Consider the following 13,709-nt stretch of genomic DNA (forward strand, 5'->3'; position numbering starts at 1 on the left):
TTGAACCGCCCGGGCCTTCGCGCCCGGGCGGTTCTTTTTTTGCGGCCCGTTGCGTGCCCGTTGCCCCGACGGTCAAAAAAATCCGTCCGGACTGCATCCGAATCGGCCCGCCCGGTGTTTTTCCTGCAGGCCGGGTGATCCATTGCCCGCCTGACCGCGTAGACCGGAGGCAACAAGGCAAAGACTCGGCGCAAGGACGACGGGAGACGGCCATGGCGTACCTCGACACCCAGGACTCGCAGACCGCCGACCGGCGGTACATCCGACAGTCGATGCGGGCCCCCCTGCTCGAACGCGAGGAAGAACTGGCCCTGGCCCGCGCCTGGCGCGAGACGGGTGATGAAGCCGCCCTGCACCGTCTGGTCAGCGCCTATGCCCGGCTTGTGGTCTCCCTGGCTGCCCGCTTCCGGAACTATGCACTGCCCATGGGCGATCTGGTTCAGGAAGGCAATGTCGGGCTGATGATGGCTGCAAGCCGGTTCGATCCCGATCGCAATGTCCGCTTTTCGACCTATGCCATGTGGTGGATCCGCGCCGCGATCCAGGACTTCATTCTCCGCAACCACTCGATCGTCCGCACCGGCACCACCGCGGGCGACAAGTCGCTGTTCTTCAATCTGCGCCGGTTGCGGGCCCGGCTGGGCGAAGGCACCAACGGCCCGATCAGCCATGAGGGGCGGATGAAGATCGCCCTGGAGCTGGGGGTCGATGTCGCCGCCGTCGAGGCCATGGAGGGCCGGCTTTCGGCCGCTGATCAGTCGCTCGATGCAGGCGTCGACAGCGAGGGCGGCGGCGACAGCTGGGTCGATTTTCTGGCCGATGATCGCCCTGGCCCCGAGGAAGTGGTGGTCGAACTGCGCGATGCGGGCACCCGCTCCCGCTGGCTGCGCCGGGCCTTGCGCGAACTGAACGACCGCGAACGGGTCATCATCCATGAACGCCGCCTGCGCGAGGACGCCGTCACGCTGCAGGAACTGGGCGAGGAACTCGGCATCAGCAAGGAGCGCGTCCGCCAGATCGAGCAGCGCGCCATCGAGAAACTCCGCTCGTCGATCACCCGCCAGATGCGCGAGGCCGGCGAGCGTCACCGGATTGAGGCAGTGGCCGGCTGACCGGCCCGTCTCTCATCAGGTTCGCGAAGGCCTGCCCGTGCAGCCAGCCTGCCGGTCTTCGTGGACACTCTGTCGCATGGCGAACGTCACTATGCCCCGGCTCCGGCCGGGGCTTTTTTTGGCGAGCCCTTGGGAGGGGATCGGGTGTCGGGGAGCATCGCCTGACCGAAGACCCGGCTATGCCAATGATATTTAAAACTTTATTGGGCGGATTGCCCCGGGCGCCCGCTGCCGGGCGGTGATAGTCTTCCAGGCGATCCGATGTTGTTTGCGCCCTGTACCGACGGAGAAGATCCATGACGGCTGAACCGGCCGGCGACCCGCCCATCCCCGAAGGCTTCGTATTGCACGATCGCCGCAGCCCGGTCACCGATCCCTGGCGGCCGATCTGGGCCAGGCGGAGCGATACGGCGTTTCAGCTGGGGCTGTATCTGGCCGAGGCGCATACCAATTCGCGCGGTCTTGCCCATGGCGGGCTGATTTCGGCGCTTGCCGACAATGCCATGGGGCTGACTTGCTGGCTCCACCGGCCCGAGTCCGGCGGGCTGGTGACCGTGAACCTCTCGGTCGACTTCATGGGGGCCGGGCGCATCGGCCAGTGGCTGGAGATCCGGCCCGAGATGATCCGGACCGGGCAGACGCTGGCCTTCGCCCGGGCGCTGATCCTGGCCGATGATGCGGTCATCGCCCAGGCTGCCGCCACCTTCCACGTCGCGCCGCCGCGCAGCTGATCCCGGAGACGTCGCCCATGTCCGACACCGTCGCCCCTGGCACCATTGACCCTGGCACCATCGACGCGGGCGCACGCCTGCGGGCCTTCGTGCTGTCCATGCCTGCGGCCCGGCTGCTCGGCTTCGATTTTCTGGACGTCGCCCCCGGCCATGTCGTGCTGGACCTGCCCTTCCGGCCGGAACTGGGCGAGCATCAGGGGTTGTTCCAGGGCGGCATCCTGGGGGCGCTGGTCGATTTCGCCGGCGCCTCGGCCAATGCCACCCTGCTCGGGCCGTCGGAGGCGTTGATGACGCTAGACTACACGGTCAAGCTGCTGCGCCCCGCCAGGGCGGCCGGGCTCAGAGCCATCGGCCGGGTGATCGATGGCGGCGGCCGGATCGGTGTCGCCTCAGCCGAGCTGTTCCTGCGGGATGCCGATGGCCGGGTGGATGATACCGGCCCGGTCGCGACCGGACTGGTCTCCACCCGGCGGGTGGATCTCCGGCCCCGATCCTGATCTCAGGCGTACATTACTGGACGACCAGGCGCACCCTGGTTCCGGGCTCGGGCGTCTCCCCGGGCTTCAGGCCGTTGAGCAGGCGGAACAGACCTTCCGGATCCTCGTTCAGCGCCATGCGCTTCACCAGGCTGTCGACCGTGTCGCCGCGCTTGACCGTGACGACGTCGAGGCGCAGTGGCTTCACCGCCCTGGCCTCGGCTTCGGTCAACCTGTGGAAGCTGTAGGTGAAGCGCCGCAGATCCTCCTGCACCTTCGGCAGCACGTCGACCGGCGTGATCAACTGAACCCGATAGACCGTGTCGGCATCGGCGCGCAGGATGATGGGCCGGACCTCAAGCGTCGTGCCGCTGCGATCCCGCACCCGGGCGACACCGGTGGCACCGTCCATGCCGTTCACCGTGATGCGTTCGACATTCTGCAGGCGCGGCTGGCCCTCGGCGGCGCTGCGGGCCAGCACGTCCGTCAATGCCATGTTGCGCGGCGCGCGGGCCATGTCGAAGACGAAGCGGGCACCCTCCGGACCGTAGCCGGTGATGTTCTCGTCGCTGTTGATGATCGCGTAAGAGGGCGGGGCCTCAAAGGCGAACCGCAGCTCGGGATGCTTGAAGCTGCGGCCGTTGATCACGCCCTGCGCACGCGACGAGCCATAGACCATGCCGTCGATGGCCTCCAGCTGGGGCTCCACCGGCCGCACGCCCGTGGCGCCACCCGCCAGCTGCACGGCGCGGGCCACCCGGTCGGGCGTCCGCGGATGCGAGGCCATCAGGTTGAACTGCTCGGCCGGGTTGTCCTGGCCGCGCAGCTTCGCCTCGTAGCCGGAATAGTCGTTCAGCCGCTGCAGGAAACTCGCCATCGCACCGGGGTCGTAGCCGGCGGCCTGAAGATAGCGCGTGCCCCGTTCGTCGGCCTCGAATTCCTGGTCGCGGCTATAGGACTGCAGATAGACCTGCGCGCCCATATTGGCGATGTTGGCCACCGTGCTGCTGCCCAGAACCGCCCCCAGCAACCCGGCGCCGACCTGGGCGATCATGCCGGTGCTCATGCGCTGGGCCGAATGCCGGGCGGTCACGTGACCGATTTCATGCGCCATCACGCCAGCCAGCTCCGCCTCGTCATGGGCCAGGGCGATCAGGCCGCGGGTGACGTGGACATAGCCGCCGGGCAGGGCGAAGGCATTCACGATCGGGCTGTCGATGATGGTGAAGGTGAAGGGCTGATCCTTCATCTCGGTCACCGCCATCAGCCGGAAGCCGATATCCTCAACATAGCGCTGCAGCTTTTCGTCCTTGTATTCGCCGCCGAAGGCCTTCACCAGCTTCGGGTGTTCTTCAGCACCCATCTGAGAGGCCTGCTCGTCGCCGATCAGGTTGAAGCCCTGGCTGCTGGCGGGGCCGCCGGCGCAGCCGGCCGCCATCACGCCGATGACCGCCGCGCCGATCAGCCGACGCAGGCCATGCATCCGACGGGACCGGCGGGCGGGATACGGATCGCGGTCGGAGGCGGGGGCGATCACGGGTGCTGCGGGCATGGGGCTCGGCCTCGTGAAGGATCGGGAGCTGTTGAACGGCAGAAGCCGGAAGACGACGCGGCTGGCCGAGACAAAGATGGCGGCTGGGGCCGGATCAGGCAACCCGTGCAGGCGTGACAAGGCTGCGACATGACGCGGCGCAGCGCCTTGGGTCTCACGGCTGCGCTTGCGTGCCCCATAAGGGATCGGCCACACTTCGGGTGGCGATACAGTCGCCGAACCTGCGGAAGGCCGCCGATGCCAGTGGAGACCCGCCGATGATGGATGCCGCACCCCGCGATCTCCATCCGCCGATTGAACCCGATGCACGTGGCCGTCTGGATGTGGGCGATGGGCACGTTCTCGCCTGGGAAGCCTGTGGCCGGCCCGACGGCGTCCCGGTGGTCTTCCTCCACGGGGGGCCGGGCACCGGCACGGAACCCGCCCATCGCCGCTTCTTCGATCCGCGGATCTGGCGGGCGGTTCTGTTCGATCAGCGCGGCTGCGGCCGATCGACCCCCCATGGCGAGACCCGGGCCAACACCACCGATCATCTGGTCGAGGATATCGAGCGTCTGCGCCGCCATCTGGGGATCGATCGCTGGGCGGTCTTCGGCGGCTCCTGGGGGTCGACCCTGGCTCTTGCCTATGCCACCACCCATCCCGAGCGGGTGACCGGGCTGATCCTGCGCGGCATCTTCCTCGGCACCGACGACGAGGTCGCCTGGTTCCTCCACGAGATGGGGCGGTTCTTCCCCGAGGCCCGGGATGTCTTCCTGGGGCATCTGCCCGACAGTGCGCGGGGTGATCCGCTGGCCGGCTATCTGCCGCTGCTGATGGACCCGGATCCGCGCATCCACCTGCCGGCGGCACGCGCCTGGTCGGGCTATGAGGGGGCCTGTGCGACCCTGAGGCCGGTATCGCAGCTGGCCCCCGGCGCCGCTGCCGCCGCCGGCCGCGCCGACGAAGACCGCGCCATGCTGGCGGTGTCGCGGCTTGAAGCCCATTACTTCGCCCATCGCTGTTTCCTGGCCGACCGGCCGCTGCTCGACCGGATCGATGCCGACCCGCGGCTCAGGCGGCTGCCGGTGCACATCGTCCAGGGCCGCTATGACGTCATCTGCCCCCCGGCCACCGCCGTCGCGCTCGCCCGTCATCTGGGGCCCTCGGCGATGCTGGAGATGATCGCCGATGCCGGCCATTCGGCCTTCGAACCCGGCACCCGCCGCGCCCTGGTCGCGGCCGCGGATCGCATGGGCCGGATGTTGCAGGCCGGCCTCCACCCCCGCAGCTTCTGACCCGCCCGACCATCACGCGCCACCGCCTGGTCCGACGGGGCTTTCGTGCCACCGGGATTTCGTGCTACCTAAGGGCAGCCGCCCGTCCCGGCCCGCCGGAGCCCCGCTCCCGCCCGCCCGGAGGCGCCCGGTGTCCCCGTAGCTCAGCAGGATAGAGCACAGGATTCCTAATCCTGGGGTCGCAGGTTCGAATCCTGCCGGGGACGCCATTCCTGCCCTGCATCTGAACCAAATCGCTCCTCGCCGGTTGTCGTTTCCGGTGCCGGATCACCGGTGCCCTGGTCACAGCTGACGGAGGGGTGCCGGTGCGCGGTGTGCAGGATGGAGAGGATGCGGATGGCGGGGCGTCGTCGGTCCCGCCCCGGCGACAGGATGCCGCCTATGTGATTGCCATCCCCGCGCGGGACGAGGCCGCACGGATCACCGGATGCCTGGAGGCCTGCGCGCAGGCGGCTTCCCGTGCCTGGCCCGTCCGGGGGCGGATCCTGGTGCTGGTCAACAATTCCGTCGACGACACGGCGGCGCGTGCGATGTCGTGGGCTGCCCGGCCCGATCTGCCCATGACCCCCGACCTGCCCATGATCTCCGACATACCGGTCGACGTGGTGTCGTGCCGCCTGCCGCGGGATCTGGCCCATGCCGGGGCTGCCCGGCGGCAGGCGCTCGATCTGGCGCGCGCCAGGGTCGGGGAAGATGGCGTGCTGCTCACCACCGATGCCGATACCCGACCGGATCCGGACTGGGTGCGGGCCAATCTTGCCGCTCTCGGCAAGGGGGCGGCGCTGGTCTGTGGGCGCCTCGCCTTTGATCCGACCGAATTCAACCGCCTGCCGCCGACAATCACCGCGCGCTACCGCTTGCAGGCGCGCTGGCGCCGTCATGCGGCTGAACTGGTGGCGCGGCTGGACCCGGACCCGCACGACCCCTGGCCCTCTCATGGCGAGGTCGGCGGGGCCAGCCTGGCCGTCACCGCCCGGGCCTGGGACCGCGTGGGCGGCCTGCCGGCCGTATCGCATGCCGAGGACCGTGCCTTTGCCCGCCGGATCCGCGCCCATGGCCTGCCGGTGCGTCACGATCCTGCCGTGCGGGTGGTGACCTCGTGCCGGCTGACCGGGCGTGCGGCCGGCGGACTGGCCGATACCCTGGCCGCCGGCCTGGTGGCGGGGGATCATCCGGCCGACGAGGATTTCGAGCCGCTGGGCATGCTGTGGTTGCGGGCCGCCCTGCGGGCGCGGGTGCGCCGGCTTCTGGCTGCGGATATCGATCCGGCGCCGCTGCTGCGGTGGAGCGGTTTCGAGGGTCGTCTGCCGGATCGCGCGGCCGGCTTCGGGGCTGTCTGGGCGGCGGTCGAGGCACAGCACCCCCATCTTGCCCGCCGGCGCATGCGGCTGAGCGATGTGGCGGCCGGCCTGCCAAGGCTGGTGGCAGCCTGTCGGGCGCTGCGGCCGGAGGGCGACGAAGAACATGCCGACCGCCTGTTTCAGGAGATGCCATGACGGCAGAGGTGGCAACGGAGGCGCTCTCCCGCGCCCAGCTGTCCCAGGCTTTGGCCGCCATCGAGGCGGGGGCGGCTGCCGCGGATCGTGAAGGCCGGGATCTGGGGCCCGAGATCGGCCGTCTGCGGGAGTTGGGGGTCTTCACGGCCTGTCTGCCGCCCGTGGAAGGCGGGTTCGGCCTGGGGCTCGGCCGCGACCCGCAGGCCACCCGGATGGCGTTCGACCTGCTGCTTCGCCTGGGGCGCGCCAGCCTGCCGGTCGCGCGGCTGGTCGAGGGGCATATCGATGCGGTGAAGCTGGTGACGCTGCATGGCGGCCCGGCGCAGATCGCGGAGATGGCGGCCGGGGTGCGGGCCGGCGGCCTGCTCGGCGTCTGGGGGGCCGATGATCAGCCGCCACTGACGGCCGCGCCGTCTGCCGCCGCGGATGCCCCGCACCGGCTGGGCTTCACCGGGGCCAAACGCTTCGCGTCCGGGCTGGGCCTGGTCACGCAGGCAGTGGTGACCTTCCGCCTGGGGCAGGAGACGGCCACGCGTCTGGCGCTGCTGCCGGTCATGGACCGTCGCCGGCACCGGCGCCAGGACTGGCGGGCGGCTGGCATGCGGGCGACGGCATCGGGGCGGCACGATTTCACCGGGCTTGAGGCCGGGCCGGGCGCGCTGCTCGGCGGGCCCGGCGACTATCAGCGCCCGCCCCATTTCGACGGCGGGATCTGGCGCTATTGCGCCGCCCATCTGGGCGGTGCCCAGGCGCTGATCGAGGCCTGGCGTCGCCGGCTGAACGCGCGGCGGCGACTTGACGATCCGTTTCAGCTTGCCCGCCTTGCGCGGGCGGTGGGGCTGGTTCAGGCAGCGGTCTCGCGGCTGGAGGTGGTGGCGCTGGCGGTTGAAGCGGCCGGGGCGGACACCTCCGCATCCGCGGCCCGTATCGACGCAGCGGTCACCGATGCGCTGCTGGCCCGCCAGCTGGTCGAAGAGGTCTGTGTCGAGGTGCTGCGACTGTCCGAGGCGGCCCTCGGCACCGATGCCCATATGACCGATCAGCCGGTGGAGCGCCTGCGCCGCGACCTGTCGCTGTTCATCCGGCAGGCGGCCCCCGATGCCCGTCTGGTCGCGGCCGGCCGGGCGCTGGCCGGCCGCGCCGCGCGCGAGGGCGGGCTGTGGTGACGCCGCTTGCCCGTGGCCGGGTGCTGCGCGCGGCCCCGGGGGCGCCCATGATCGATCTCCGCAGGCTCACCGGCGGCCGCCCGGTGATGGTTCTGGCCCCCCATCCCGACGACGAGACCTTCGGCTGCGGTGCGGCCCTCGCTGCCGCTGCCGCTGCCGGATTGCCGGTTGTCGTGGTGGCGGTGACCGACGGCACCCGGTCCCACCCCGCCTCGCGCCGCTGGCCACCGGCCGTGCTGGCGCAATTGCGGCAGGCCGAACTCCGGGCAGCGCTCCGCTGCCTGGCCGGCCGCAGCCGTCACCGGATCATCCACCTCGGTTTCGCCGACCAGGGAGCGCCGGCCGATGGTGCGGATATGGCCAAGGCCTGCAGACGGGTGGTCGCCCTGGCCCGCCTGGCGCGCATCGGCGCGCTCTGGACCACCTGGGACGGGGATCCGCATGTCGATCATCGCCGCACTGCGGTGCTCGGGGCCCGGGTGGCGGCTGCGCTGCCCGGGGTGCGGTTCTGGCGGTTTCCGGTCTGGGGCCGCTTCACCGACACCGCAGTTGCGCCGCCGGACCGGCTTTACCGGTTCGATGACAGAGGCTTCCGCCAGGCCAAACAGGCGGCCATCCGCTGTCACAGATCGCAGGTCACCCGGCTGATCGCCGACGATCCGGACGGTTTCGTGATGGCGCCGGAGACCCGCCGGCATTTCCTGCAGACGCCGGAGCTGTTCATCGGATCCGTATACGGCGGCGCTCATGTCCGGGCGTGAGCGGCGCTTCGACCGGCTCTACGCCAGCGACCCCGATCCCTGGGGGTTCCGGGATCGCCCCTATGAACGCGGAAAATACCGCGCCAGCCTGGCCGCGCTGCCGACGCGGCGCTGGCGGGTCGCGATCGAGGCGGGCTGTTCGATCGGCGAGTTGACGCGGCTGCTTTCGACCACCGCGGATCGGGTGATCGGGATCGATGTGTCCGGCGTGGCGCTGGAGATCGCCGCCCGCCGCTGTGCCGACCGGCCGAATGTGGCCTTCCTGCGGGCGGAGCTGCCGGAAGGCTGGCCGGAGCTTGCCGCCGATCTGATCATTCTGTCCGAGGTGCTCTATTTCCTGACCGCGGCCGAAATCGACCGGCTTGCGGCCCGGATCGCCGGGCTCTGGCCAGCGGATGGATATTGTCTGCTGGTGAACTGGCTGGGGCCGACGGGAGAGGCGCTGCAGGGGGAGGAAGCGGCACGGCTGTTTCTGGCCCGGCTGGCCGCCCATGCCGGCCCCCTGGATCACGCGACCGGGGGCGGTACCGGCTATCGGATCGATCTGGCATCTCGGTCCGGGCGGCTCAGCCGCGAAAGATCTCCCTGCGGTGATAGCGCAGAAATTCCGGATGCGGCCGGAGATCCGGGATATCCGGCACCACCAGACGCCGGTCGGGATGGATGATCCGCAGGATCGTGTCCGGCACCCGGCCCCGATCGAGCAGCAGGCTGTGATCCTCGTCCACCGAGACCAGACCGTGATCGAACATCCAGTGCAGCGTGCCGGTCAGGGCCAGGCCATTGCGCACCGAATCCGGCCCGTCATCGGCGACCGGCCGGATATGGGCGGCCTCGGCCTCGCCCAGACCGTCGGCATCGACAAGGGCAAGGCCGGTCATTGCACAGCGCCGGCCATAGGCGCGGCGCACGACATCCGCGAAGGCGCGGTCGCGGAAGGGGCGGGTGACCAGGCGCTCGATCATCGGGCGGGGCGGGGTCGGCACATCCTCGAAAACGGCCGGCGCCTCGCCGAAGCCGTCGAAGGGTGCGGCCGCCGGCGAGATGGTCACCGGTGGGCCGATCAGCCGGCCGAAGCCGGCGGTAACGATGCGATCGAATTCCGCATCCGACAGATTGCGCACCGCACGGCCGAATGCGCCTTTGCTGGTGCCGCCATCCTGTCGCGTCAGGCTGCGTTCATAGGTGTCGCCCGGGCCCGCCCGAAAGGGGACGGGGTGTTCGAGATCGAGATAGCCGTCGATCCGGGCGTAGAAGTGATCGGGCCGGACCGGGTCGGGTTCGATCCCGGCCACCCGGGCGATGGCGAAATAGGCCTGCCGGCCGCCGCGGCTGCCGGGATCGGCCGAACGCCGGCGGGGTTCGTAATAGACGATCCAGTCGCCGAGCGCCGCCTCGACCTGACGCAGATAGCTGCGTGGGAAATGGTAATAGCGCTCGGGCAGGTCGTCATAGCTCGGCGACACTCTGGTCGTGAACACCGCCTTGACCATGACCCGCCGGGTTCTCCCTGTCGCATCAACCATTGAAAGTTGTGAATGCGGCAAGGATACAGCAGCAGGTGGCGGTTCGACCAGGCCCCCTCAGCCGCCGGCGAAGCGGGCGCGCTCGGTGCGGAAGGCCGCTCCCCGTGCCGACCCGGTGAACTGGTCGACATCGACCAGCGAGGCCGGGGTCAGAGGGGCGATGGCGCTGGCATTCAGCATGCGCTTGTTCATCCTGAGCGGCGTTGCCGGCTTGGCGGCAAGCTCGGCCGCCATGGCCCGGGCGAGATCGAGGGCCGGGGTCGCGCCGTCGGCGATGCGGTCGACCAGGCCGAGCGGTGCCGCCTGCTCCGCCGTCAGCCGTTCGCCCAGGATCGCCATCCGGCGGGCCGGCTGCAGGCCGATGGTGGCGACAAGCCGAGGCAGGCAGCCCCAGCCGGGCGTGATGCCGCGGTCGATTTCGGGCAGGCCGAAGAGGGCGCCGCTGCGCGCCACCCGGAAATCGCAGGACAGCGCCATCACCAGCCCGCCGCCCAGGGCATAGCCTTCGACCGCCGCGATCGTGACCGGCGGGGTCGATGTCCAGGCCTCGACCGCCTCGCCGCCTGCCCGGGCGACGAGTTCGGCCAGGGCTTCGTCCGAGGCCTCGGCAAGGGCTGCGACACCGTCATCCTTGAGGTCGAAGCCGCCACAGAAGGCGGTATCGGATCCGGTCAGGATGGCGACGGAGATATCCGGTCGCCGGGCCAGATGGCGGGCGGCATCCGCCAGATCGTGGAGCAGGGCGGGCGAAAGCGGGTTCACCCGCCGGTCCGGCCGCGCAAAGCGCACCGTAGCGATCGCGCCCTCGGTGGTGATGGTGACGGCGCCGGTCGAAGACCGGTAGCTGGAGACAATGGACATGGGGCGTTCCGGTCGGGGGCGGTCGGGTATCACTCGGCTGCGCGTGCTGCGGGCTCCATCAGGCCGAAAGTCGCTTCCGCGATGGCGAGTGAGGATGTCAGCCCGGGAGATTCGATCCCGTAGAGCACGACCAGGCCTTCATGGCCGTGGCGGTCGACGCCGTCGATTTCAAAATCGCCGTCGGGCTGGCCTGCCGGGACCAGCTTCGGACGGATGCCGGTGTAGTCAGGTACCAGGGCATCAAGCCGGATGGCGGGGTACCAGCGGCGGATCGACTGGAAGAAGGCGTCCCGGCGGCTTTCGTCGAACTGGTAGTCAATGCCGTCGATCCAGCACACGTCCGGACCAAACCGTGCCTGCTTGCCGAGGTCGACGGTGACGTGGGTTCCAAGTCCCCCCTTGACCGGCACGGGATAAACCAGTCGCTGGAAGGGCGACCGCCCGGCCAGCCGGAAATAGTGGCCCTTGGCGAAATACATCGGGCGGATCGCACGCGGCGACAGCCCGGACACGGCTTCAAGGAAAGGATTGGTGCCGAGACCCGCCGAAACGATCAGTTCGCGACAGGAGACAGTGGTGTCGTGAATGCCGCCGATGTGCAGCGCATAGCCGCCACCATCCAGCACGGCGCCACCGGTCACGGGGGCGTGGAAGATGAATTCGGCACCGGCATTCGATGCGTCCCCCTGAAGGGCGAGCATGAAAGCGTGACTGTCGGCAACGCCGGTTTCGGGCGAGACCAGTGCCGCCACGGCCGTGACGTCGGGTTCCAGCCGCGCCACCGCTTCGCGACCGATCAGATGCAGACCCTCGACATCATTTGCCCGCCCCCGCTCCTGCAGGCTGTCGAGGACACCGGTCTCGTCATCATTGGTCGCAATGATCAGCTTGCCGCATTTCGCGTGCGGAATGCCGCGTTCAGCGGCATAGGCGTAGAGCATCCGGCGCCCGCGGGTACAGAACCGGGCCTTACGGCTGCCCTTGGGGTAATAGATGCCGGCGTGGATGACTTCGCTGTTGCGGGAACTGGTCTCGCGGCCGATGCCATCCTGACGGTCGACGACAAGGACGCTGCGACCGGTCTCGGCCATCAGCCGGGCAACGGCCAGGCCGACGACACCGGCGCCGACGATGATCGTGTCGAAATCATGCGACATGAAAACTCACCCGTTCGATGGCCCGCCGGTGCGGCGGGCTCGTCCGTTCGATACATCGTCGGCGGCGCGGCGTATGTGCATCAGTTCGCTGCGAGGCCGAACTGTTCGCGATAGTAGGCAGCAAGCCCGTCCCAGGCCAGGCTTTCCGACCAGCCGAGGGCCGCCGGATCGATGTGGCAGGTGTTGACCCGCGCCAGCGGTTCGCTGAAGTCGGTCTGCTCGGCCAGAGAAAGGCCGCAGGCAAGGCCCAGCCGCTCGCGCATCCGGGCAGCGAACCGTTCAGCGAAGGCACCCTGGGTTTCGACATAGCCCATGGGACCGTAGATCCGGTCGACCTGCGAAGACGCCATGGTTTCGACGAAGTCGGTATACGCCAGCGCCATCAGATCGACATGGATGTTGTCGCGCAGGTAGCGCGGCGTATTCACACCGGCCACATCGCCCTTCACCCAGGTCTTGAGCAGGTAGTTGCAGAACCGCGGTTCTTCGTAGGGGCCGAAGGGGTTCGCGATCATGAACTTGCCCAGCCGGATGCCGAGCCGGCCGCACCAGAAGCGGATCATCTGGTAGGTGAGTGCCTTCGACAGCCCGTAGGGGGAGAAGGCTTCCCGGGGCTCGTTGCCGGCACCGGCATCGTTTTCAAAAACGCTGCCGGTTGCGACCACGGCCTTCAGGCCGCGGCCACTCATAACCTCGAGGACCTGACGAAGACGGTGCGTGTTGTCGGCCACGGCACCGGTCACGTCGAAATCCAGGCTGCGATAGTCGGTCACGCGTGCCGCGTGATGAACGAGCACATCGAAGTCGCGGCCTTTGACGAGATCGATGAAGCCATCGTCACCGAACGAGATGCCGGGCACGATTTCCGCGACAGCGGCCACACGTGCCGCCCGGATGCCCCGAAGCCCGTCATAGGCGGCGGGCGCCGACCGCAGCGGCGCCACCACCTCATGCCCCGCTGCGGCAAGCTTCTCGGCGATCCACATGCCGCTGAAGGAACTCGCCCCGGTGAGGAGGATCTTCATTTGATCCCCCTGAAACGCTCGACCCCGTGATACTCGGGGTCAAAATCCGGCCAGGCGGCGTCCTTTGCGGAGATCTCAGTCGGCTCCACGGGCCACTCGATGCCGAAGCGCGGATCATTCCAGCGGATGCCGCGTTCCTCCTGGGGCGCATAGAAGTCGCTCACCAGATAGAAGGCCTCGGTATCCTCGGTCAGCGTGACGAAGCCATGAGCGAAGCCGCGCGGCACGTACATCATCAGCCGGTTCTCGGCCGTCAGTTCGGCACCGAACCACTTGCCGAAGGTCGGGGAGTCCGGACGCAGGTCAAGAACCGCATCCCAAAGGGCGCCGCGCACACACCGGACCAGCTTGACCTCGGACGAGGGGGCCAGCTGATAGTGCATCCCGCGCAGGGTGCCCTTCTTGGCGGAAAGCGAGTTGTTGACCTGAACGTAATGGTTCACAAGGCCTGCCTCTGCGAACTCACGCTCGCAATAGACACGGGCAAAGAAACCACGGTCATCGCCCCGGCGTTCCGGTTCGATCACACGCACGCCGTCGACGGGAGTCTCGTGGAAGATCATGGTGCG

General features: G+C 69.1%; 14 protein-coding genes and 1 tRNA gene. 9 read left to right on the forward strand and 6 right to left on the reverse strand.

Going from position 1 to position 13,709, the window contains the following annotated elements; translation table 11 throughout:
* Positions 1–212 precede the first annotated feature (212 nt).
* The 3 genes from WI697_RS13235 (at position 213) to WI697_RS13245 (ending at position 2,340) form a co-directional block, all read left to right on the forward strand.
* On the forward strand, positions 213–1,112 hold the full coding sequence (locus tag WI697_RS13235) for an RNA polymerase factor sigma-32 (RefSeq protein ID WP_062763107.1): 900 nt from the start codon (positions 213–215) through the stop codon (positions 1,110–1,112).
* A gap of 296 nt (positions 1,113–1,408) precedes the next feature.
* Complete coding sequence (locus tag WI697_RS13240; protein ID WP_345958787.1) at positions 1,409–1,843, forward strand: PaaI family thioesterase; 435 nt, start codon at positions 1,409–1,411, stop codon at positions 1,841–1,843.
* 17 nt (positions 1,844–1,860) lie between these two features.
* Entirely contained in the window at positions 1,861–2,340 is a 480-nt protein-coding gene (locus WI697_RS13245; protein WP_345958788.1) for a PaaI family thioesterase, read from the forward strand.
* A 13-nt stretch (positions 2,341–2,353) separates the two neighbouring features.
* Here WI697_RS13245 and WI697_RS13250 read toward each other — a convergent pair whose 3' ends face one another.
* Positions 2,354–3,871, reverse strand: a complete 1,518-nt coding sequence (locus WI697_RS13250) for a M48 family metalloprotease (RefSeq protein ID WP_345958789.1) — start codon at positions 3,869–3,871, stop codon at positions 2,354–2,356.
* Positions 3,872–4,128: 257 nt separating this feature from the next.
* Between WI697_RS13250 and pip the strand changes: the two genes are divergently transcribed.
* The 6 genes from pip (at position 4,129) to WI697_RS13280 (ending at position 9,238) form a co-directional block, all read left to right on the forward strand.
* The gene (gene pip, locus WI697_RS13255) at positions 4,129–5,148 is read left to right on the forward strand and encodes a prolyl aminopeptidase (RefSeq protein ID WP_345958790.1); all 1,020 of its coding nucleotides are present in this window, start codon (positions 4,129–4,131) and stop codon (positions 5,146–5,148) included.
* Positions 5,149–5,280: 132 nt separating this feature from the next.
* Positions 5,281–5,357: transfer RNA gene (locus WI697_RS13260), tRNA-Arg, on the forward strand.
* Between the two features lie 174 nt (positions 5,358–5,531).
* Positions 5,532–6,644, forward strand: a complete 1,113-nt coding sequence (locus tag WI697_RS13265; RefSeq protein ID WP_345958791.1) for a glycosyltransferase — start codon at positions 5,532–5,534, stop codon at positions 6,642–6,644.
* On the forward strand, positions 6,641–7,810 hold the full coding sequence (locus WI697_RS13270; protein ID WP_345958792.1) for an acyl-CoA dehydrogenase: 1,170 nt from the start codon (positions 6,641–6,643) through the stop codon (positions 7,808–7,810). Before WI697_RS13265 ends, WI697_RS13270 begins: the two co-directional genes overlap by 4 nt.
* The gene (locus WI697_RS13275) at positions 7,807–8,571 is read left to right on the forward strand and encodes a PIG-L deacetylase family protein (protein WP_345958793.1); all 765 of its coding nucleotides are present in this window, start codon (positions 7,807–7,809) and stop codon (positions 8,569–8,571) included. Before WI697_RS13270 ends, WI697_RS13275 begins: the two co-directional genes overlap by 4 nt.
* A complete protein-coding gene (locus WI697_RS13280) occupies positions 8,558–9,238 on the forward strand; it encodes a class I SAM-dependent methyltransferase (protein ID WP_345958794.1) in 681 nt (226 codons plus the stop codon). Before WI697_RS13275 ends, WI697_RS13280 begins: the two co-directional genes overlap by 14 nt.
* On the opposite strand, the gene WI697_RS13285 is transcribed toward WI697_RS13280, so the two are convergent.
* The 5 genes from WI697_RS13285 to rfbC form a co-directional block, all read right to left on the reverse strand.
* Positions 9,138–10,064, reverse strand: a complete 927-nt coding sequence (locus WI697_RS13285; protein WP_345958795.1) for an HNH endonuclease — start codon at positions 10,062–10,064, stop codon at positions 9,138–9,140. The genes WI697_RS13280 and WI697_RS13285 overlap by 101 nt on opposite strands.
* Positions 10,065–10,154: 90 nt before the next feature.
* Positions 10,155–10,958 carry an enoyl-CoA hydratase/isomerase family protein gene (locus WI697_RS13290; protein WP_345958796.1) on the reverse strand — a complete coding sequence of 268 codons (804 nt, stop codon included), beginning with the start codon at positions 10,956–10,958 and terminating at the stop codon, positions 10,155–10,157.
* 29 nt (positions 10,959–10,987) lie between these two features.
* Positions 10,988–12,115, reverse strand: a complete 1,128-nt coding sequence (locus WI697_RS13295; RefSeq protein ID WP_345958797.1) for an NAD(P)/FAD-dependent oxidoreductase — start codon at positions 12,113–12,115, stop codon at positions 10,988–10,990.
* An 80-nt stretch (positions 12,116–12,195) separates the two neighbouring features.
* A complete protein-coding gene (locus WI697_RS13300; protein ID WP_345958798.1) occupies positions 12,196–13,140 on the reverse strand; it encodes an NAD-dependent epimerase/dehydratase family protein in 945 nt (314 codons plus the stop codon).
* Positions 13,137–13,703, reverse strand: a complete 567-nt coding sequence (gene rfbC, locus WI697_RS13305; RefSeq protein ID WP_345958799.1) for a dTDP-4-dehydrorhamnose 3,5-epimerase — start codon at positions 13,701–13,703, stop codon at positions 13,137–13,139. The genes WI697_RS13300 and rfbC overlap by 4 nt, the downstream gene beginning before the upstream one ends.
* Positions 13,704–13,709: the final 6 nt, after the last annotated feature.

Origin of the sequence: Tistrella mobilis (assembly GCF_039634785.1) — a bacterium.
Classification (GTDB): domain Bacteria; phylum Pseudomonadota; class Alphaproteobacteria; order Tistrellales; family Tistrellaceae; genus Tistrella; species Tistrella mobilis.

What these genes read in the sequence shown, in the direction of transcription:
- WI697_RS13235 (WP_062763107.1), top strand. Translation starts at nt 213, where the DNA reads ATGGCGTACCTCGACACCCAGGACTCGCAGACCGCCGACCGGCGGTAC.
- WI697_RS13280 (WP_345958794.1), top strand. Translation starts at nt 8,558, where the DNA reads ATGTCCGGGCGTGAGCGGCGCTTCGACCGGCTCTACGCCAGCGACCCC.
- WI697_RS13290 (WP_345958796.1), bottom strand. Translation starts at nt 10,958, where the DNA reads ATGTCCATTGTCTCCAGCTACCGGTCTTCGACCGGCGCCGTCACCATC.
- pip (WP_345958790.1), top strand. Translation starts at nt 4,129, where the DNA reads ATGATGGATGCCGCACCCCGCGATCTCCATCCGCCGATTGAACCCGAT.
- WI697_RS13295 (WP_345958797.1), bottom strand. Translation starts at nt 12,115, where the DNA reads ATGTCGCATGATTTCGACACGATCATCGTCGGCGCCGGTGTCGTCGGC.
- rfbC (WP_345958799.1), bottom strand. Translation starts at nt 13,703, where the DNA reads ATGATCTTCCACGAGACTCCCGTCGACGGCGTGCGTGTGATCGAACCG.
- WI697_RS13300 (WP_345958798.1), bottom strand. Translation starts at nt 13,140, where the DNA reads ATGAAGATCCTCCTCACCGGGGCGAGTTCCTTCAGCGGCATGTGGATC.
- WI697_RS13250 (WP_345958789.1), bottom strand. Translation starts at nt 3,871, where the DNA reads ATGCCCGCAGCACCCGTGATCGCCCCCGCCTCCGACCGCGATCCGTAT.
- WI697_RS13240 (WP_345958787.1), top strand. Translation starts at nt 1,409, where the DNA reads ATGACGGCTGAACCGGCCGGCGACCCGCCCATCCCCGAAGGCTTCGTA.
- WI697_RS13245 (WP_345958788.1), top strand. Translation starts at nt 1,861, where the DNA reads ATGTCCGACACCGTCGCCCCTGGCACCATTGACCCTGGCACCATCGAC.
- WI697_RS13285 (WP_345958795.1), bottom strand. Translation starts at nt 10,064, where the DNA reads ATGGTCAAGGCGGTGTTCACGACCAGAGTGTCGCCGAGCTATGACGAC.
- WI697_RS13270 (WP_345958792.1), top strand. Translation starts at nt 6,641, where the DNA reads ATGACGGCAGAGGTGGCAACGGAGGCGCTCTCCCGCGCCCAGCTGTCC.